The 19,494-nt window shown below is 69.0% G+C and carries 15 protein-coding genes and 1 pseudogene; 10 read left to right on the top strand and 6 right to left on the bottom strand.

Annotated features, from left to right (window positions below; translation table 11 throughout):
* Positions 1–45: 45 nt before the first annotated feature.
* The 3 genes from obgE (at position 46) to SALMUC_RS09310 (ending at position 3,525) form a co-directional block, all read left to right on the top strand.
* A complete protein-coding gene (gene obgE / locus SALMUC_RS09320) occupies positions 46–1,080 on the top strand; it encodes a GTPase ObgE (protein WP_020040351.1) in 1,035 nt (344 codons plus the stop codon).
* Complete coding sequence (gene proB / locus SALMUC_RS09315) at positions 1,068–2,174, top strand: glutamate 5-kinase (protein WP_020040350.1); 1,107 nt, start codon at positions 1,068–1,070, stop codon at positions 2,172–2,174. Before obgE ends, proB begins: the two co-directional genes overlap by 13 nt.
* Before the next feature lie 85 nt (positions 2,175–2,259).
* The gene (locus SALMUC_RS09310; RefSeq protein ID WP_020040349.1) at positions 2,260–3,525 is read left to right on the top strand and encodes a glutamate-5-semialdehyde dehydrogenase; all 1,266 of its coding nucleotides are present in this window, start codon (positions 2,260–2,262) and stop codon (positions 3,523–3,525) included.
* 21 nt (positions 3,526–3,546) lie between these two features.
* Here the strand turns inward: SALMUC_RS09310 and SALMUC_RS09305 are convergent, their stop codons facing one another.
* The gene (locus SALMUC_RS09305) at positions 3,547–4,158 is read right to left on the bottom strand and encodes a histidine phosphotransferase family protein (RefSeq protein WP_021120146.1); all 612 of its coding nucleotides are present in this window, start codon (positions 4,156–4,158) and stop codon (positions 3,547–3,549) included.
* Positions 4,159–4,184: 26 nt separating this feature from the next.
* Here SALMUC_RS09305 and SALMUC_RS09300 point away from each other — a divergent pair, with 26 nt between their 5' ends.
* The 3 genes from SALMUC_RS09300 to olsA all read left to right on the top strand — a co-directional run bounded on the left by SALMUC_RS09300 (position 4,185) and on the right by olsA (position 6,077).
* Entirely contained in the window at positions 4,185–4,367 is a 183-nt protein-coding gene (locus tag SALMUC_RS09300; protein ID WP_020040347.1) for a DUF3553 domain-containing protein, read from the top strand.
* A 121-nt stretch (positions 4,368–4,488) separates the two neighbouring features.
* A complete protein-coding gene (gene olsB, locus SALMUC_RS09295; RefSeq protein ID WP_020040346.1) occupies positions 4,489–5,247 on the top strand; it encodes an L-ornithine N(alpha)-acyltransferase in 759 nt (252 codons plus the stop codon).
* Positions 5,244–6,077: a lyso-ornithine lipid O-acyltransferase gene (olsA, locus tag SALMUC_RS09290; protein ID WP_020040345.1), complete on the top strand. Its 834-nt coding sequence runs from the start codon at positions 5,244–5,246 to the stop codon at positions 6,075–6,077. Before olsB ends, olsA begins: the two co-directional genes overlap by 4 nt.
* 3 nt (positions 6,078–6,080) lie before the next feature.
* On the opposite strand, the gene SALMUC_RS09285 is transcribed toward olsA, so the two are convergent.
* Positions 6,081–6,701 (bottom strand): thiamine phosphate synthase, encoded by a 621-nt coding sequence (locus tag SALMUC_RS09285; protein ID WP_020040344.1) that lies wholly within the window; start codon positions 6,699–6,701, stop codon positions 6,081–6,083.
* A 222-nt stretch (positions 6,702–6,923) separates the two neighbouring features.
* Here SALMUC_RS09285 and SALMUC_RS09280 point away from each other — a divergent pair, with 222 nt between their 5' ends.
* The 3 genes and pseudogenes from SALMUC_RS09280 to SALMUC_RS09270 all read left to right on the top strand — a co-directional run bounded on the left by SALMUC_RS09280 (position 6,924) and on the right by SALMUC_RS09270 (position 10,380).
* Positions 6,924–7,667, top strand: coding sequence for an RNA methyltransferase (locus tag SALMUC_RS09280; RefSeq protein ID WP_020040343.1), 744 nt, complete (start codon positions 6,924–6,926; stop codon positions 7,665–7,667).
* A 94-nt stretch (positions 7,668–7,761) separates the two neighbouring features.
* Positions 7,762–8,905, top strand: a pseudogene (gene ctaA / locus SALMUC_RS09275) (heme A synthase).
* On the top strand, positions 8,902–10,380 hold the full coding sequence (locus SALMUC_RS09270; protein WP_020040341.1) for a carboxypeptidase M32: 1,479 nt from the start codon (positions 8,902–8,904) through the stop codon (positions 10,378–10,380). Before ctaA ends, SALMUC_RS09270 begins: the two are co-directional and overlap by 4 nt.
* A 34-nt stretch (positions 10,381–10,414) precedes the next feature.
* Here the strand turns inward: SALMUC_RS09270 and SALMUC_RS09265 are convergent, their stop codons facing one another.
* From SALMUC_RS09265 to SALMUC_RS09250, 4 genes are all read right to left on the bottom strand, one after another.
* On the bottom strand, positions 10,415–11,263 hold the full coding sequence (locus SALMUC_RS09265; protein WP_020040340.1) for a LysR family transcriptional regulator: 849 nt from the start codon (positions 11,261–11,263) through the stop codon (positions 10,415–10,417).
* A gap of 276 nt (positions 11,264–11,539) precedes the next feature.
* Positions 11,540–13,699, bottom strand: a complete 2,160-nt coding sequence (gene purL, locus SALMUC_RS09260) for a phosphoribosylformylglycinamidine synthase subunit PurL (RefSeq protein ID WP_020040339.1) — start codon at positions 13,697–13,699, stop codon at positions 11,540–11,542.
* A 70-nt stretch (positions 13,700–13,769) separates the two neighbouring features.
* Positions 13,770–14,633 carry a class I SAM-dependent methyltransferase gene (locus SALMUC_RS09255; protein WP_020040338.1) on the bottom strand — a complete coding sequence of 288 codons (864 nt, stop codon included), beginning with the start codon at positions 14,631–14,633 and terminating at the stop codon, positions 13,770–13,772.
* 240 nt (positions 14,634–14,873) lie between these two features.
* Positions 14,874–15,779: a LysR family transcriptional regulator gene (locus SALMUC_RS09250; protein WP_020040337.1), complete on the bottom strand. Its 906-nt coding sequence runs from the start codon at positions 15,777–15,779 to the stop codon at positions 14,874–14,876.
* 173 nt (positions 15,780–15,952) lie between these two features.
* Here SALMUC_RS09250 and SALMUC_RS09245 point away from each other — a divergent pair, with 173 nt between their 5' ends.
* Positions 15,953–19,375, top strand: a complete 3,423-nt coding sequence (locus tag SALMUC_RS09245; protein ID WP_020040336.1) for an indolepyruvate ferredoxin oxidoreductase family protein — start codon at positions 15,953–15,955, stop codon at positions 19,373–19,375.
* Positions 19,376–19,494 lie beyond the last annotated feature (119 nt).

Below are 19,494 nucleotides of genomic sequence, written 5' to 3'. Positions count from 1 at the left end.
CGCAGCCTGTAAACGCGCCGCAATCAACGTCCCGGGAACCGCGCCATGAAATTCCTCGATCTCGCCAAGGTCTACCTCCGCTCCGGCAGCGGCGGGAACGGCTGCATCTCGTTCCGGCGCGAGAAATACATCGAATACGGCGGCCCCGACGGCGGCGACGGGGGCGATGGCGGTGACGTCTGGGCCGAGGCGGTCGACGGGCTCAACACCCTGATCGACTTCCGCTACCAGCAGCATTTCTTCGCCCAGAACGGGCAGGGCGGCATGGGCCGCCAGCGCACCGGCCGCGATGGCGAGGACATCGTGCTGCGTGTCCCCGTGGGGACGGAAATCCTCGACGAGGACGGCGAGACGGTGCTGGCCGACATCACCGAGCTGGGCCAGCGCGTGCTGCTGGCCCGGGGCGGCAACGGCGGCTGGGGCAACCTGCACTTCAAGACCTCGACCAACCAGGCGCCGCGCCGCGCGAACCCCGGTCAGCCCGGGGTCGAGCGCACCATCTGGCTGCGGCTCAAGCTCATCGCGGACGTGGGCCTCGTGGGTCTGCCCAACGCGGGCAAGTCGACCTTCCTCGCCGCGACCTCGAACGCGCGGCCCAAGGTGGCGGACTATCCCTTCACCACGCTGCACCCGAACCTCGGCGTCGTGGGCGTCGACGGGGCGGAATTCGTCGTGGCCGACATCCCCGGCCTCATCGAGGGCGCCCACGAGGGCCGCGGCCTGGGCGACCTGTTCCTCGGCCATGTCGAGCGCTGCGCGGCCCTGCTGCACCTCGTGGACGGCACCTCGGGCACGCTGCTCGAGGACTACGAGACCATCGTGCACGAGCTCGAGGAATACGGCTCCGGCCTGGCCGAGAAGCCGCGCGTCACGGTGCTCAACAAGATCGACGCGCTCGACGACGAGGAGCGCGCCTTCCTGTGCGAGGAACTGGCCGCGCGTTCGGGCGGCGAGGTCATGCTGATGTCGGGCGCCTCGGGCGAGGGCACGACCGAGGTGCTGCGCGCCCTGCGCGCCCATGTCGAGGCCGCGCGTCCCTCCGCCGCCGACGACGAGGATGACGGCGCATGGCATCCCTGAGCGACGCGCAGCGGCTGGTCGTCAAGATCGGTTCGGCGCTGCTGGTGGACAAGGCCACCGGCTCCCTGCGCGCCGACTGGCTGCGCGCCATGGCCGAGGACGTGGCCCGCATCCGCGCGCGCGGCACCGACGTGGTGCTGGTCTCCTCGGGGTCGATCGCGCTGGGGCGCGGCCTGCTGAAGCTGCCCGCGACGACCCTGCCGCTGGAACAGAGCCAGGCCGCGGCCTCCGTCGGCCAGATCGCGCTCGCCCGCGCCTGGCAGGAGGCGCTGGCGCCGCACGGCATCACCGCCGCACAGGTGCTGGTCACGCTCGAGGACACCGCCGACCGGCGGCGTTACCTGAACTCGCGCGCGACCATGGAGACGCTGCTGGGCTTCGGCGCGGTGCCCATCGTCAACGAGAACGACACCGTGGCGACGGACGAGATCCGCTACGGCGACAACGACCGGCTCGCGGCGCAGATCGCCGTGACGGTGGGCGCCGACCGGCTGATCCTGCTGTCGGACGTCGATGGTTTCTACTCGGCCAACCCCGCCGAGGACCCTTCCGCGCACCGTTACGAGAGCATCGCCGAGATCACGCCCGAGATCGAGGCCATGGCCGGCGACGCGGGCTCGGGGCTGTCGAAGGGCGGCATGAAGACCAAGCTGCTCGCGGCCAAGACCGCGACCGCGGCGGGCTGCGCCATGGCGATCACCGAGGGCTCGGGCCTCAATCCTTTGCAGGCGCTCGAGCGGGGCGCCAACGCGACCTGGTTCACCTCGCGCACCGATCCGCATGCCGCGCGCAAGCGCTGGATCGCCGCGATGAAGCCCTGCGGCGCGGTCGTGGTCGATACCGGCGCCGCGCAGGCATTGGGGCAGGGACGCTCGCTGCTGCCGGTGGGCGTGACGGCGGCCTCTGGCGACTTCGGGCGCGGCGATCCGGTGATGATCCGCGACGGCGCGGGCCGCACGCTGGGACAGGGCCTCTCGCGCTACACGGGCGACGAGGCGCGCGCCATCGCGGGCCACCAGTCGGCCGAGTTCGAGGCGCTTCTGGGCTATCCCGCGCGGGCCGTGCTGATCCATCGCGACGACATGGCGCTCTGAGGCCTCGCGTTCGCCGGGGCTTTGCGGCGCGGGACACGCGCGTTATAAGCGCGGCTCACGCGGAACGCCTGAGGAGGGCAAGGCCATGAAGGACGGCACCGACATCCACGCCATGATGAGCGACATCGGCGCGCGCGCCCGTGCGGCGGCGGCGGAACTGGCCTATGCCCCGCCAGAGCGCAAGACGCAGGCGCTGGAGGCCGCGGCCGATGCGCTCTGGACCCGGCGCGCCGAGATCGTCGAGGCCAACGCCAAGGATCTCGAGTTCGGCCGCGACAAGGGCCTGTCGGACGCGATGATGGACCGGCTGATGCTGGACGAGACGCGAATCGCCGCGATCCGCGACAGCCTGCGTGCCATCGCGGCGCAGGCGGACCCGGTCGGTCAGGTCATCGCCGAGTGGGAGCAGCCTTCGGGGCTGCACATCCAGCGCGTGCGCACGCCGCTGGGCGTGGTGGGCGTGATCTACGAATCGCGGCCCAACGTGACCGCAGATGCCGGCGCGCTCTGCCTGAAGTCGGGCAACGCGGTGATCCTGCGCGGCGGCTCGGAGAGCTTTCATTCCTCGGCGGCGATCCACGAATGCCTTGTCGAGGGCCTTTGCGGCGCGGGCCTGCCCGAGGACGCGGTCCAGCGCGTGCCCACCCGCGACCGCGCGGCGGTGAGCGAGATGCTGGGCATGACCGACACCATCGACGTCATCGTGCCACGCGGCGGCAAGGGGCTCGTGGGGCTCGTCCAGCGCGAGGCGCGGGTGCCGGTCTTTGCCCACCTCGAGGGGATCGTGCACATCTACATCGACGCATCGGCCGACCCGGCGAAGGCGCTCGAGGTGGTGCTCAACGCCAAGACCCGGCGCACCGGGATCTGCGGCGCGGCCGAGTGCCTGCTGATCCACCGGGACGCGGTCGACACCATCGGGCAGGGCGTGATCCACGCCCTGATCGACGCGGGCGTCGAGGTGCGCGCGGACGAGACGCTGCAGGCCATCTCCGGGACCCATGCGGCTGTTGAGGACGACTGGGGGCGCGAGTTCCTCGACACCATCATCGCCGCGCGCGTGGTCGAGGACGAGGATGCTGCCATCGCGCATATCCGGCAGTACGGCTCGGATCACACCGACTGCATCCTTGCCGAGGACCAGGCCGCCATCGACCGCTTCGTCGAGCGGGTCGACAGCGCCATCGTGATGGTCAACGCCTCGACTCAGTTCGCCGACGGCGGCGAGTTCGGCATGGGCGCCGAGATCGGCATCGCCACCGGCAAGATGCACGCGCGCGGCCCCGTGGGCGCCGAGCAGCTGACGAGCTTCAAGTACGTCGTGCGCGCGGACGGCGCCGTGCGGTCCTGATCGCCTTGCGCGGGGGCGCGGTCACGCGGGCAGCAGCTCGATCGTGACCGCGGCCTCGCCGGGCATGGCGCGCAGGATCTTGCCCCTCTCGGAGGCAAGCCGCGCGAGGCAGGCGAAATGAACCCGTGCCGGCGTCATCTCGGGGACAAGCGACGTGGTCGAGAGCTGGGCCCAGATCCCGGGTTCGACCGAGATGCGCGGGCCCGTTCCGGTGATCCGCCATGCGCCGGGGTCGGCCCGCTCGATCCTGACCGTGCCGCCCTGGGGCAGCGCGCTTTCGCAGCAGAGGTAGGCCAGGTAGGCAAGCTGCACCTCGCGGCGCGGCGCGTCGCCGGGCGCGCTCCAGTCCGCCGCGAGACGCCCGCCGGCGCCCAGCTCGGCCAGCAGCTTGCCGGCCTCGTTGCGCCCGACCATCTGCTCTGCCGAGGCATGGCCGAAGGCGACGCGGAAGAAGTTGATCCGCGCCCGGGCCGAGGCGCAGCTGTCCTCGATCAGCGCCATCTCGTCGGCGCCGGGCGCGCCGGAGAGGGCGATCAGTTCGAGCCCGTTGCCGATCGCTCCGACCGGGCTCACGAGATCATGACAGAGCCGCGACCCTACCAGGCTGGCGAGTTTGGCGCTATCTTCCGACACTTGGAACTCCCTGGACTGGAGGCGACATGGACGATCTGAACGCACTGCTCGAACCGGGGATGCTGGTCATGCATCCCGAACGCCCCGACTGGGGCACCGGACAAGTGCAATCCAACATCGGCGGGCGCATCACCGTCAACTTCCGCGAGGAAGGCAAGGTCGTGGTCGATGGCACGCGGGTCACACTGATGCCCGTCATCGAGGACTAGGCTAGGCGCCGTTTGGTTACTGAATGGTTAACCGATGCACCCTCCGGCGGCGGGCGAGAAAAGCGGTTTTCCTTTTCCCGGACCCGCACTAGAACCGCCGCAGATCACTGCGAGGAGCGGGATGGCGCTCGATAACAGGGAATTCACGGCGCGGCTGGCCGAGAGCGCGGCGGAGGTCGAGGCGGCGCAGCGCCTGCGCTACGCGGTCTTCGTGGAGGAGCTGGGCGGCGGCGGCCCCTCGGTGGACCACGCCCGGCGGATCGAGCGGGACGCCTTCGACGACATCGCGGACCACCTGATCCTGACCGATGCCGCGCGCGATGGTGCCGTCGTCGGGGCCTACCGGCTGATGCGCGCAGACCAGGCGCGCGCGGCGGGCGGCTTCTACACCGAGGGCGAATACGATCTCGCGCCGCTGCATGCCACCGGCCGGCAGCTGCTGGAGCTGGGACGCTCCTGCCTGCATCCCGACTATCGCGGCGGGGCCGGCGTCATGCACATGTGGCAGGCGCTGGCGGGCTACGTCGAGAGCCACGGGATCGAGTTGCTCTTCGGCACGGCGTCGTTCCACGGCACCGACGTGGCCCGGCTGGCGCACCAGCTTTCGCTGCTGCACGCGCGCCACCTCGCGCCGCCTGAGCTGCGTGTGCGGGCTCGAGAGTTCCAGCGCATGGACCTGCTGCCGCCGGAGAAGATCGACCGCCGCCGCGCCATGCTGGAGACGCCGGCGCTGATCAAGGGCTATCTGCGGCTTGGCGGCACGGTCGGCGAGGGCGCCTTCGTGGACCATGCCTTCAACACCACGGACGTCTGCCTGATCATGGACACCGCGCGGCTCAACGCCCGGGCGGCGGGCATCTATACGCGGGGGCGGGCATGAGCGAGGCCGGCCCGACCTGGCAGGGTGACGAGATGACGCCGCCGCGTCCCGGGCCGGCGGGTTGGCTGCTGGTGGTGCCGCGTGCGCTGCTGATGCTGGCCGCCATCGGTCTCGGCGTGGTGGTCATGGTGCCGCTGCGCGTGATCGAACGTCCGATACACGGCGAGGTCCGGCCCTGGACGCCGCATATCACGCGGGCGGTTTCGCGCAGCTGTCTCGCGATCATGGGGATCGGGTTTACCGTGCGGGGACCGCGCATGCGCGGGCCGGGCGCCGTGGTGGCGAACCATTCGTCCTGGCTGGACATCTTCGCGCTCAACGCCCGCAAGACCGTCTACTTCGTGTCCAAGGCCGAGGTCTCGGGCTGGCCGCTGGTGGGCGGGCTGGCGCGGCTGGTGGGCACGGTCTTCATCACGCGGGAGCGGCGCGACGCCGCCGCGCAGACCGCGCTCTTCGAGCGGCGGCTTCTGCACGGTCACCGGCTGCTGTTCTTCCCGGAGGGAACCTCGTCGGACGGAATCCGGGTTCTTCCTTTCAAGTCAACGCTCTTCCAGGCGTTCTTCGTGCCGGAGCTGAAGCACGAGATCCAGGTGCAGGCGGTCACGGTGATCTATCATCCGCCGCCGGGACAGGACCCGCGCTTCTATGGCTGGTGGGGCGGGATGAGCCTTGCCGACCACCTTCTGGCGGTGCTGGGACGCTGGCGGCAGGGCGGGATCGAACTGGTCTACCATGCGCCGGTGCGCGTCGACGCGCATCCCAACCGCAAGTCGCTGGCGCGGCATCTCGAGGAGCAGGTGCGCGCCGCTCATCCCGGGACCGAGGCCTGAGCCTCAGCCCATCGCCTCCGTCAGATCGTGCAGGGCCGCCACCGGGTCCTCGGCGCTCCAGATCTCCTCGCCCACGGCGAAGAAGTCGGTCACCGGCGCGAGGGAGGCCACGACCTCGGGGGTGAGGCCGCCCTCGGCCACGACCGGCAGTTCGATCATCGCCGACCACCACTCGAAGAGCTCCCGCTCGGCCAGCGTGCCGTCGCCCAGGGCCGTGCCGCCGACCGGGCCGAAGGAGACGTAGTCGGCGCCGGTCTCGCCCGCCGTCAGCCCGTCGTGCCGCGAGGCGCCGCAGTAGGCGCCGACGATGGCGTCGGGGCCGAGCTCCTTGCGCGCATGGCGCACGCCGCGCGCGCCGTCGGGCAGGTGCACGCCGTCGAGGCCCAGCCGCTGCGCCAGCACCACGTGGGTGTCGATGACAAGCGCCACGTCGTGGCGATGCGCCACCTCGCGCACCGCATCGGCGGCGCGCAGCAGGCGGTCCTCGTCGCGGGTGGCGAGCGCGAGGCGGATGCAGGCGATATCGGCCGCGTCCAGCACCCGCGAGAGCCGCTCCGGGAAGCTCGAGGGATCGAATTCCGGCGGGGTGATCAGGTAGATCTGGGGCTGGTCGGTCTCTGCCATGGCGCGGCTCCTTGGATGGTCGGGCCCCTATATCGCGGCCTGCGCCGGGACGCCAAGGGGGCGCGCGGTTTTTCGGCCGTGCCGCGGGTGGCCTGCCCGTGCGGTATGCTGCGCGAGGGAGCCGGCGGCGTGTGCCTCCGGCGGGGATATTTGCGGCCAGAAGATGCCTGCTTGCCCTCGTCGCGACCGGGGCCTAGATGGGCGCATCGACGAGAGGATGCCATGACAGGCGAACAGGGACAGCCGGCCTTCGTGCTGGTGCGGCCCCAGATGGGCGAGAATATCGGCGCGGCGGCGCGGGCGATGTGGAATTTCGGGCTCGACCGGATGCGTCTGGTGGAGCCGCGCGACGGCTGGCCGAACCCGGCCTCGGTGGCCATGGCCTCGGGCGCGGGGCGGCTGCTGGACGGGGCGCAGCTGTCGCAGGATGTGCCCGAGGCGGTGGGGGATTGCGATCTGGTGCTGGCGACGACGGCGCGGGCGCGGGGGATGACCAAGCCGGTCTATTCGCCCGAGGCCGCCATGCGCGCCGCGCGCGAGCGGATCGACGCGGGCGGCCGGGTGGCGGTGCTGTTCGGGCCCGAGCGCGCGGGGCTGGAGAATGCCGACGTGGCGGTGGCCAACGGCATCATCTCGGTGCCGGTGAACCCGGAATTTCCCTCTCTGAACCTGGCGCAATGCGTGCTGCTTTGTGCCTACGAGTGGCGACGCGCGGCGGGCGAGGTCGTGGACGAGCGCGTGGAGCTCGCCGGCGCGGAGTGGGCCAGCACGATCGAGGTCGAGAAACTGGCCGAGCACTACGAGGGGCGGCTGGACGAGGCGGGGTTCTTTTTTCCCGACCACAAGGCGGCGGCGATGAAGCTCACGCTGCGCAACCTCTGGAGCCGGATGCCGCTCACGCGGGAAGACGTGAAGACGCTGCACGGCGTCATGCGGCAGATGGTGCGCTGGAAGGAGCGCGGCTGAGGCGCGGCCCGGCCCGCCGCATGCGACATCGCGGCAGGGTTGCGGGCGCCGGTGCGCCCCCCCTAGTGTCCGCGCGGTATCACGGAGGCAGGCCATGGCGGCAAACCGCAAGCTGTTCGAGGACGTGGGCGAGAAGGCCCCGGAGAGCGCCCCGCGGGGCGGCATGATCGACCGGGGGCGCGGCGGCGCGCGCGGCGCCGTGCGGGCCTGGCTGATGGTGCTTTTTCGCGCTCGTTGTGGTGATGATCGCCGTGGGCGGGCTCACGCGGCTCACCGACAGCGGGCTGTCGATCACCGAGTGGAAGCCGGTCTCCGGCGCGCTGCCGCCGCTGTCGCAGGAGGACTGGGAGGCGGAGTTCGCGCTCTACCAGGAGATCCCCGAATTCCAGCTGCAGAACAAGAACATGACGCTCGCGGAGTTCGAGTACATCTACTGGTGGGAGTGGAGCCACCGGCAGCTCGGGCGCGTGATCGGCCTGGTCTGGGCCCTTGGCTTCCTTGGCTTCCTCGTGACGCGGAAGATGCCGCCGGGCTGGACCGGGCGGCTGCTGATCCCGGGCGCGCTTGGCGGGCTGCAGGGCGCCGTCGGCTGGTGGATGGTCTCCTCGGGGCTCTCGGGCGAGATGCTCGACGTGGCTTCCTACCGGCTGGCGATTCACCTGGGCCTCGCCTTCGTCATCCTCGGGGTGCTGGCCTGGGACATCTTCCTGCTGGGCCGCAGCGAGCGGGACCTCATGCAGGCGCGGCGGGCGCGCGAGGGCAAGCTCTTTTCCATGGGCACCGGCCTCATGCATTTCGCGATGCTGCAGATCCTGCTGGGCGCGCTGGTCGCGGGCATCGACGCGGGGCGGACCTTTACAGACTGGCCGCTCATGGCGGGCGGTTTCTTTCCGCCGCGGCCCTTCGAGCTGCAGCCGGTCTGGCGCAACTTCTTCGAGGACCCGGGGCTGGTGCAGTTCATGCACCGGATCGCGGGTTACCTGCTCTTCGTTTTCGGCGTGGTCGTCTGGCTGCGCGGGCGCCGCTCGGCCAATGCCGACACGCGTTTCCGCTTCAACGCGGTGATGGCGATGCTGCTGGTGCAGCTCGTGCTGGGGATCGCCACGGTGCTCTATATCGCGCCGCTTCACATCGCGATCACGCACCAGATCGGGGCCGTCGTGCTCTGGGTGCTGATCCTGCGCGCCCGCTTCGGGGCGCAATATCCCAAGGCACAATCCATCCGGGGGACCGCATGACAAGCGCCTACGACGACCTCATGAGCTTCGAACGCGAGACCGGTGCGCTGGCACAGGTCGCGGGGCGGCTCGGCTGGGACCAGGAGACCATGATGCCGCGCGGCGCGGGCGACCAGCGCTCCGAGGAGATGGCCGCGATGGAGAGCGTGCTGCACGCGCGGCGCACCGATCCGCGCATCGGCGAGTGGCTGGCCGCGATCGACCCGCAGACGCTGGATGCCGAGGGGCAGGCGCAGGTGCGCCACATCGCGCGCAGTTTCCGCCGCGCGAACAAGGTGCCGGCGAAGCTGGCCGCCGACCTTGCCCGGCTGACCAGCCGCTCGCACCGCACCTGGGCCGAGGCCCGGGCCGACGACGATTTCCAGGCCTTCGCGCCGGTGCTGGCCGAGGTGGTCGCACTGAAGCGCGAGGAGGGCGCGGCGCTGGCCGCCGGGGGCGATGTCTACGACGCGCTGCTCGACGATTTCGAGCCCGGCGCCACGGCGGCCGAGCTGAAAGCGATGTTCGGTGCGCTGCGGCCGCGGCTGGTGGCGCTGCGGCAGGCGATCCTCGAGCGGCCGGAGCCGCCGGCGCTGCACGGTACCTTCGACGAGACGGCGCAGATGGCGCTCACGCGGAAAGTGGCGCAGTGCTTCGGCTACGACATGAGCCGGGGGCGCATCGACAAGGCGGTGCATCCCTTCAGCTCGGGCTCGGGCGACGACGTGCGCATCACCACGCGGACCAATGCGCTCGATCCGTTCAACTGCCTCTACTCGACCATACACGAGACCGGCCACGCGACCTACGAGCAGGCGATCCGGGGCAATTACCGCTTCACACCGCTGGGGCAGGGCGTCTCGATGGGCGTGCACGAGAGCCAGAGCCGGATCTACGAGAACCAGCTTGGCCGCAGCCGCGCCTTCACCGGCTGGTTGTACGGGCAGTTTGGCGAGACCTTCGGCGAGCTGGGTCTCGACGGACCCGAGGCCTTCTACGCGGCAGTGAACCGCGTGCGGAACGGCTATATCCGCACCGAGGCGGACGAGGTGCAGTACAACCTGCACGTGCTGCTGCGCTTCGACCTCGAACAGGCGCTGATTTCGGGCGACCTGCAGGTGGCCGATCTCGAGACGGCCTGGAACGACCGGTTCCACGCCGACTTCGGTTTCGCGGTCGACAAGCCCTCGGACGGGGTGCTGCAGGACGTTCATTGGTCGGCCGGGCTTTTCGGCTATTTCCCGACCTACAGCCTGGGCAACGTCTACGCGGGCTGCCTGCTCAAGGCGTTGCAGGAGGCGGTGCCGGACCTCGAGACACAGCTGGCGGCCGGCGATCCCTCCGGGGCGACGGCCTGGCTGCGCGAGAACGTCCAGCAGCATGGCGGGCTCTACGAGCCGCGCGAGGTGATCGAGCGGGCCTGCGGCTTTGCGCCCTCCGAGGCGCCGCTGCTCGACTATCTCGAGGCCAAGTTCGGCGCGCTCTACGGTCTCTGAAGCGGGACCCGTGCGGGCCGCCGAAGGGCGGCCCTCAGGAGGTCGCGGGGGCGCAGCCCGCGTCCTCGAAGCACTGGACGATCCAGTCGACGGCGCAGCGCATCCCGGGATCGGCGCGGCGGCTTTCGTGGTAGTAGAGCCAGCACTCGCTCAGGATCGCGTCGTCGTCGGGCTGGAGCGGCACCAGCTCCGGATCCCGGCGGGCGACGATCTCGGGCAGGGGGCCAGGCAGCCGCGTGATCTTCATCATTTCGTAAAGCGCCATGATGTTGTCGACCCGCAGCCGCGGCGGGCGTTCGAAAAACGCGGTGGCGACGGCCATCATCTGGGCCTGGTCATGTGCCTCGCCGAGCGCGGCCCAGTCTCCGTCTTCGACCCCGTCGGCAAAGCCGTAGAGCCGCATCGCGATAACGCCCACCTTGCGCGCGACGATGCGGCCCTGCTCCGGCCGGATCGCGTGCACCACGAGATCGTTTTCCCCGAGCCCTTCCTTGAAGATCCGGTCGGCAAAGGTAATGCGCAGGCCGTCAAGCATGTCGGCGCGGCGGCTGAGCCCCGGCACGAGGATCTGGGACCGGACGATGGGCAGGCAGCCGAGGCTGAGCGTGACCATCCCGCGATCGAGGTCCGCGGCCTGCGAGTTCAGGGTCGACTGCAACTGACCGTCGAAGGTCTGTGCGAGCTGGATCAGCGAGGAGATCGACTCGGAGGGTCGCCAGCCCTCGGAGGTCTTGACGAAGGCGGGCATGCCGAGCTCTTCGGAGAGCCGGTCGATACGCCGCGATACGGTCGCCGTGTTCGTGCCTAGCATGCGCGCTGCCGCCGTCATTGTCCCGGTTTTGGACAGCGCGACCAGAAAGCGCAGGTCGTCCCAGTTGTTCATCTGTGTTGGTTCTTGAGATCAAAAATGGAGGGCGGGCCGAAATGGACCCGCATGAACAGTGAGCTGAAGACTCTCCAACTCACCAACGGTATCCGACTCTTGGAACCATGGCTGACACTTATAAGGTGTACCGTCAATTTTCTATCGCTGATCTGCAGAAAACTGGTCCGGATATGTCATTGTCGATACACAAATAATGCGGCCTGCTGAATACGGCCGCATTATCTTTTGGTTTATCGCATGCGTCAGGGCGCTGACGGGACCGGCGCGCGGCGCCTAGCCGAAGGTCGCCCCGAAGGCGCCACGGTAGAGCGCCGAGAGGTCGGCGAGCGGTGCCTCGGATCCGCCCAGCTTGACGCTGTCGCCGGTGAAGCGCCCGACGCTGTGCAGGGTCACTCCCGCACGGCCCGCGGCGATCATCAGAGCTTCGGCCGAATCGAAGTTGCAGGCGATCAGGTAGCGGCCCTGGTCCTCGCCGAAGAGTTCGGCCATGTCCGCGGTGTCGATCTGCACGCCGACGCCCGAGGCCTCGGCCATCTCGAAGGCCGCCATTGCCAGACCGCCGTCCGACAGGTCGGTGCAGCAGTTGATCCAGAGCCGGTTGTCGCGGATGAACTGGCCATTGCGGCGTTCCTCCACCAGGTCGACCTGCGGCGCGTCGCCGTCCTCGCGGTTGAAGACCTCGGCCAGCAGGGCCGACTGGCCCAGGTGGCCGCCCGGCCCCCCTACCAGAAGGGCCACATGGCCGTCGCGGGCGAAGCCCAGGATCGGCTCCTCGTCCGCGGCGATGAGGCCGACTGCGCCGATGGTCGGCGTGGGCAGGATGCCGACGCCATCGGTCTCGTTGTAGAGCGAGACGTTGCCGGAGACGATCGGCATGTCCAGTGCCTCGCAGGCCTGGCCGATGCCGCGGATCGCCTCGACGAACTGGCCCATGATCTCGGGCTTCTCGGGGTTGCCGAAGTTGAGGTTGTCGGTCGAGGCCAGCGGCGTCGCGCCCACGGCGCAGAGGTTGCGGTAGGCCTCGGCCACCGCCTGCTTGCCGCCCTCGGTCGGGTTGGCCTTTACGTAGCGCGGGGTCACGTCGCTGGTGAAGGCCAGCTTCTTGTCGGTGCCGTGCACCCGGATCACGCCGGCGCCGAAGCCGGGGATGCGCATGGTGTCGGCCATGACCTGGCTGTCGTACTGTTCGTAGACCCACTCGCGCGAGCTGTAGTTGGGGCTCTGGATCAGCCACTTGAGCCCGTCGACCGGATCGACCTGCGGCACGTCCTCGAGCTCGGGCGCGGGCTCGGAGGGGGCCCAGGGGCGGTCGTATTCGGGCGCGTTGCCCGAGAGCGCCTTGAGCGGAAGATCCGCCTTCACGTCGCCCTCGTGCACGATCAGGAAGCGGTCCTCGGGAATCGTTTCGCCGACGATGGCGAAGTCGAGGTCCCACTTGTCGAAGACGGCCTTGGCCTCGGCCTCCTTCGCGGGGTCGAGCACCATGAGCATGCGCTCCTGGCTTTCCGACAGCATCATCTCGTAGGCGGTCATGCGGTCTTCGCGGCAGGGCACCTTCTCGAGGTCGAGCCGCACGCCGAGGTTGCCCTTGTCGCCCATCTCGACGGCCGAGCAGGTCAGGCCCGCGGCGCCCATGTCCTGGATCGAGATCACGGCGCCGGTCTGCATCAGCTCGAGGCAGGCCTCCATCAGCCGCTTCTCGGTGAAGGGGTCGCCCACCTGCACGGTGGGGCGCTTGTCCTCGATGCTCTCGTCGAATTCGGCGCTGGCCATGGTGGCGCCGCCGACGCCGTCGCGGCCGGTCTTGGCGCCGAGGTAGACCACCGGGCGGCCGACGCCGCTTGCGGCCGAGTAGAAGATCTTGTCAGTGTCCGCGAGGCCCGCCGCGAAGGCGTTGACCAGGCAGTTGCCGTTGTAGGCGGAATGGAAGCGCACCTCGCCGCCGACGGTCGGCACGCCGAAGCAGTTGCCGTAGCCGCCCACGCCCTCGACCACGCCATGCACGAGGCGCCGGGTCTTGGGATGGTCCTTTTCGCCGAAGGAGAGCGAGTTCATCGCCGCGATCGGCCGCGCGCCCATGGTGAAGACGTCGCGCAGGATGCCGCCCACGCCGGTCGCCGCGCCCTGGTAGGGTTCGATGTAGGAGGGGTGGTTGTGGCTCTCCATCTTGAAGACGACGGCCTGCCCGTCGCCGATGTCCACGACGCCCGCGTTCTCGCCCGGCCCGCAGATCACCTGCGGCCCGCTGGTGGGCAGCCCGCGCAGGTGGATCTTGGAGCTCTTGTAGGAGCAGTGTTCGTTCCACATCGCGCTGAAGATGCCCAGCTCGGTGAAGGTGGGCTCGCGATTCAGGATCTGCAGGATGCGCGCGTATTCCTCGGGCTTGATCCCGTGCGCCTCGATCAGCTCGTCGGTGATGGCTGGTTCCTGCATGTCGTCCCCCGTGTTCGGCCTCGAGCGCTCTTTAAGACATGCCCGCGGCAGGGGGAAGGGGCGCGAAGGCTCAGGGACGTCTTGCGTGGAAAAGGTTGACCCTCGCGGGGACATGACAGCCGTCTTCGTCCTCGTATTCGGCAAATGCGGCCCTGATCCCGGCGGTGATGGCGGCGCGGTCGGTGTCCGTGCCGCCTGTCTCGCGCAGGAGCCCGGGCACCGGGCCGATGTGCTGCGTCAGCTCGGCCGCAGCCGCGGCGCCCTCGGGACTCTCGAGCGTGGTGTCATGCACTTCGGCGCGGGCATCGGTCGCGCCGGCGCGGCTCAGCAGGTCCAGCACCCGCGCCGTGTCGCGGAAGGCCATCGGGCCGGGCGCGTCGGGATCGCCCGGCGTTCCGGGGCCGAGCCGTTCGGCGGCGAGGGCCTTGGTCCGGCTGAACCAGGGATTGTGCTCGGCCGCGGCCCAGGCGGCAAAGACCAGCCGCCCGCCGGGGCGCAGGTGGCCCAGGATGTTGGCAAAGCCCGCCACCGGGTCTGCGAAGAACATCAGCCCCATCCGCGAGAGGCACAGATCGAAGGGCGCGCCTTCGTGCGCCCAGGTCTGGGCATCGGCGACGGTGAAATCTGGCGCGCAGGCGAGGGACGCGGCGCGGTCGCGCCCCACCTCGATCAGCGGCTCGGATATGTCGAGGCCGAGAACATGCCCCGAGGGGCCGACCTGCTGCGCCGCGGCGATCGCCACGGCACCGGCGCCGCAGCCGATGTCGACGACGCGCGCGCCAGGCTGCGGCCGCGCCGCCTGCAGGATCAGGTCCGTGAGCCGCGTGTGGAGCGTGTCGAGCTCGCGGTGGAGCCGCACCCAGTGCTGCCCCGGGCCGGTGCTCCAGAAGGCCTGCTGCGCGGCGTTTGGTGCGGTATCGGTGGTGTCTGTCATGGGGCTACTCCTCGCGTCGGGAGACCAGATACCCACGAATCCGGATAGGGCCAGCGCATGGCCAAAAAAAAAGGCCGAGCACAAAGCTCGGCCGAAGTCCAACAGGGAGGTTGAAGATGATGCGCCAAAGGGCGCTTCAAGCTTCTGCTGCCGAATATGTTATCAGTTGCGAGTCGATCAAGGCTGAGTTGGCCCAAGTGACATCATTCCCGTCATGCGCCATGTGCATGGCTGTCGGGATCACTCGGCGCCCATGGCCCGCAGCTGGCGACGGTGGGCAAAGATCTCGTCCTGGACGAAGTCGCGGAAGGCGGCCACGCGCTTGGAGTGGCGCAGCTCCTCGGGGTAGGCGAGGAAGACCGGCACCTCGGAGGCCTCGACCTCGGGCAGGACCCGCACGACCGAGGGGAAATCCTCGATGATGTAGTCGGGCAGCACGCCGATGCCGAGATTCGCGACCACCGCCTGCAGCACGCCGAAGTAGTTGTTCACCGTGAGCGAGGTCTGGATGTCGTAGGTCAGCAGTTCCTGCACCAGCGCCTTGCCGGCCGTGACCTGCGCCGAGGCGGGATTCTGGCAGATCAGCCGGTGATCGGCGAGTTCCTCGAGCGTCTGCGGCTGGCCGCGTTCCGCGAGGTAGGTCGGCGAGGCGTAGAGCCGCATGCGCACCGACATCAGCCGCTTGCGGATCAGGTCCGCCTGGCTGGGCTCCTTCATGCGGATGGCGACGTCGGCCTCGCGCATGGGCAGGTCGAGCACGCGCTCCTCGAGCATGAGGTCGACCTTCAGGTCGGGGTACTTCTCGTAGAGCTTGATGAGTCGCGGTGCCAGCCAGAGCACGCCGAAGCCGTGGGTCGTGGTGACCTTGAGTTCGCCGAAGACCTCTTCCTCGCTGTCGCGGATGCGGGCGGTCGCGGCGTCGATGCGCTTGACCATGGCGGCCGTCGCATCGAACAGAAGCTCGCCCTGCTCGGTCAGGATCAGCCCGCGGGCGTGGCGGTGAAAGAGCGTCGTGTTCAGCGATTCCTCGAGCGAGCGGATCTGCCGCGACACCGCCGATTGCGACAGATGCAGCGCGTCGCCGGCATGCGTGAGGCTGCCGGCGTCGGCCACGGCGTGAAAGATTCGCAGCTTGTCCCAGTCCATATCCGTAACTTTCCCAGTTCGCGGCCGATGTATACGACACGATTGGTTAATCAATTGGCATCCTAACCGATACCCCGACTTTCACGAAAAAGTCCCTGTTCAGGTCAACATATATGACCTAACATCCATGCAAATCTGCCCTACCTTTAAGCAGTAAGCGTTGGGAGGCGCCTATGGCCAAGCAACAGATATCCCTGAACGACCGCTTCGACCTGTCGAAGAGCCCGGTCCTTTTGAACGGTACGCAGGCACTGGTGCGCCTGATGCTCATGCAGAAGGCACGCGACCGTGCCGCCGGCCTGAACACCGCCGGTTACGTCACCGGCTACCGCGGATCCCCGCTGGGGTCCGTCGACATGCAGATGCGGCGTGCCGAGAAACACCTTGCCGAGGCGGACGTCCTCTTCCGCGAGGGCCTGAACGAGGACCTCGCCGCCACGGCGCTCTGGGGCGCGCAGCAGGCCGAGCTGCGCGGCGAGGGCAAGTACGACGGCGTCTTCGGCCTGTGGTACGGCAAGGGCCCGGGCGTCGACCGCTCGGGCGACGTGATGCGTCACGCCAACATGGCCGGCACCTCGCCCAACGGCGGTGTCATCATGGCGATGGGCGACGACCACACCGGCGAAAGCTCGACCGTGCTGCACCAGTCCGAATGGGCGATGGTCGATGCCTACATGCCCGTGGTCTCGCCCGCCGGCGTGCAGGAAATCCTCGACTACGGCATCTACGGTTACGCGCTGTCGCGTTTCGCCGGCCTGTGGGTCGGGCTCAAGACCATGAAGGACACGGTCGAGGCGACCTCGGTGGTCGATGGCCGGCCGGACCGCATGCAGCTCGTCCTGCCGCAAATCGACCTGCCCGAGGGCGGGCTCAACATCCGCCTGGGCGACTCGCCCCACGCGCAGGAAGCGCGGATGATCGACCACAAACGCTATGCCGCCGAGGCGTTTTCCCGTGCCAACGGCATGGACAAGCGCATCTGGGGCAAGCCGGGCGCCAAGATCGGCCTCGTGGCCGCGGGCAAGAACTGGCTCGACCTCGAACACGCGCTGCGCCTGCTCAACATCGACGAGAACGAGGCCGAGCGGCTGGGCATCACCACCTACAAGGTGGGCCAGACCTTCCCGCTCGACATGCAGAGCTTCCACGACTGGGCCGAGGGGCTCGACCTGATCGTCGTGGTCGAGGAAAAGCGCAAGCTCATCGAGGTGCAGATCAAGGAAGCGCTCTTCGATGACCGCCGCGGCCGCCGCGTCTACGGCTGGTACAAGGGCGGCGCTGGCGGCATGCACCGCGAGGAGCTGTTCCCGACGCGTGGCGCGCTCGATCCCGTGTGGATCGCCGAGAAGCTGGGGAAGGTCTTCATCGAGGAAGGCCGCGACACCGACGGCATCAAGGCCGGCCTGCAAAGCGTTGACGAGGCTCGAAAAGCCGACAACGCGGAGGACCTGGCCACGCGCCTGCCGTACTACTGCGCAGGCTGCCCGCACAACACCTCGACCAAGGTGCCCGAGGGCAGCCGGGCCTATGCCGGCATCGGCTGTCACTACATGGTGCAGTGGATGGATCGGAACACCTCCGGCTACACACACATGGGCGGCGAGGGTGCCAACTGGATCGGCGAGGCGCCGTTCTCGAACACGCAGCACGTCTTCCAGAACGTGGGCGACGGCACCTACAACCACTCGGGCATCCAGTCGATCCGCGCGGCGCTCGCGCAGGACACGAACATCACCTTCAAGATCCTCTACAACGACGCCGTGGCCATGACCGGCGGTCAGGGGAACGAGGGCGATCTCTCGGCCGACCGCATCGCGCGCGAACTGCTCGCCATGGGCGTGCGCGACCTGGCCGTCGTCTACGACCAGAAGGAAGAGCCTGACTTCAGCGTCTTCCCGCAAGGCATTGAAAAGCATGAGCGTGCCGAGATGGAGGACGTGCAGCGGGCCTTTGCGAAGAAGCAGGGCGTGACGGCGATCCTCTACATCCAGACCTGCGCCGCCGAGAAGCGCCGCCGCCGCAAGCGTGGCAAGTTTCCGGACCCGGACCAGCGCGTGTTCATCAACACCGACGTCTGCGAGGGCTGCGGCGACTGCGGCGTGCAGTCGAACTGCGTGGCCATCGTCCCCGAGGAGACCGAGCTGGGGCGCAAGCGCGCCATCGACCAGTCGGCCTGCAACAAGGACTTTTCCTGCCTCAAGGGCTTCTGCCCCTCCTTCGTGACCGTCGAGGGCGCCAAGGTGAAGAAGGCCGGCACCACCGACCTCGAACTGCCCGACATGCCCGAGCCCAAGCTTCCGGCGATCGACGGGACGCACAACCTCGTCATCACGGGCGTGGGCGGCACCGGCGTGGTGACCATCGGCGCGGTTCTGGCACAGGCGGCGCAGATCGCGGGCCTGGGCGCCGGCATGATGGAGATGGCCGGCCTCGCCCAGAAGGGCGGCGCGGTGCACATCCACCTGCGTATCGCCGAGACGCCCGAGGACATCAGCGCGATCCGGGTCGCCACCGGCGAGGCGGACGCACTGATCGGCGGTGACCTCGTGGTCAGCGCCGGGTCCAAGACGCTGGGGCTTACCCGGTCGGGACGCACCGGTGCCGTGGTCAACAGCCACGAGATCATCACCGGCGACTTCACCCGCGATACGGAATTCTCCTTGCCGGCCGACCGGTTGGAGCTGTCTCTTGAGTCGCGGCTGAAGGATGCGCTGATGCTGATCGACGCCTCCGAGCTGGCAAGCGCGACCATGGGCGACTCGATCTTCTCGAACATGATGCTCTTCGGCGCGGCCTGGCAGCGCGGTCTGATCCCGGTGCCGCACGATGCCATCGCTCAGGCGGTGGAGCTGAACGGCGCCGCGGTCGAGAAGAACCTGCGGGCCTTCGAGATCGGCCGCTGGGCGGCGCTGCATCCCGAGCAGGCGGCCCGCGTGGCCGAGCCGCAGGTCGTCGAGAAGCCGAAGTCGGTCGACGAGAAGATCGACTTCCGCGCCGATCACCTGGTCAAGTACCAGGGCAAGCGGCTGTCGCGGAAATACCGCGAGATGGTCGATGGCATCGAGGACAAGGCCCTACGCGAGGCCGTGGCCAAGGGCTACCACAAGCTGCTGGCCTACAAGGACGAGTACGAGGTCGCGCGCCTGCACCTCGAGACCCGCGAAAAGGCCAAGGAGCAGTTCGAGGGCGACTTCCGCATGACCTTCCACCTCGCGCCGCCGATGCTCTCCAAGGAGGGGGCCGACGGTCGGCCGCAGAAGAAGCGCTTCGGCGAAGGCATGATGATGCGCGGCTTCGGGGTGCTGTCGAAGCTGAAGAAGCTGCGCGGCACGCCGCTCGATCCCTTCGGCCGCACGGCCGAGCGGAAGATGGAGCGCGCGCTGATCACCCAGTACGAGACCGACATGGCCGAGGTGATGCCCAGTCTCACGCCCGAGACCCGCGACGCGGTGATCGCGCTGGCCGAGCTTCCGCTGCAGATCCGCGGCTTCGGCCCGGTCAAGGAAGAGAACCAGCGCAAGGCCGCCAAGCGGCGCGAGGAACTGCTCGCCGCAATCCGCCAGGGTGGCACGCCCATGGCGCAGGCGGCGGAGTAAGCGCCTCGATGCAAGACCCGCGCCGGCAGTCCGCTGCCGGCGTGGTCCCGCCCGACACGGAAAGGTCACGCAAGTGTCATGAAGTCGGGTCAGAAGGTCCGGACCTCACCCGCATCGAT

The sequence above is a fragment of the Salipiger mucosus DSM 16094 genome (genome assembly GCF_000442255.1).
GTDB classification, from domain to species: Bacteria; Pseudomonadota; Alphaproteobacteria; order Rhodobacterales; family Rhodobacteraceae; genus Salipiger; species Salipiger mucosus.
This window is presented reverse-complemented; position numbering and strand designations above follow the sequence as displayed.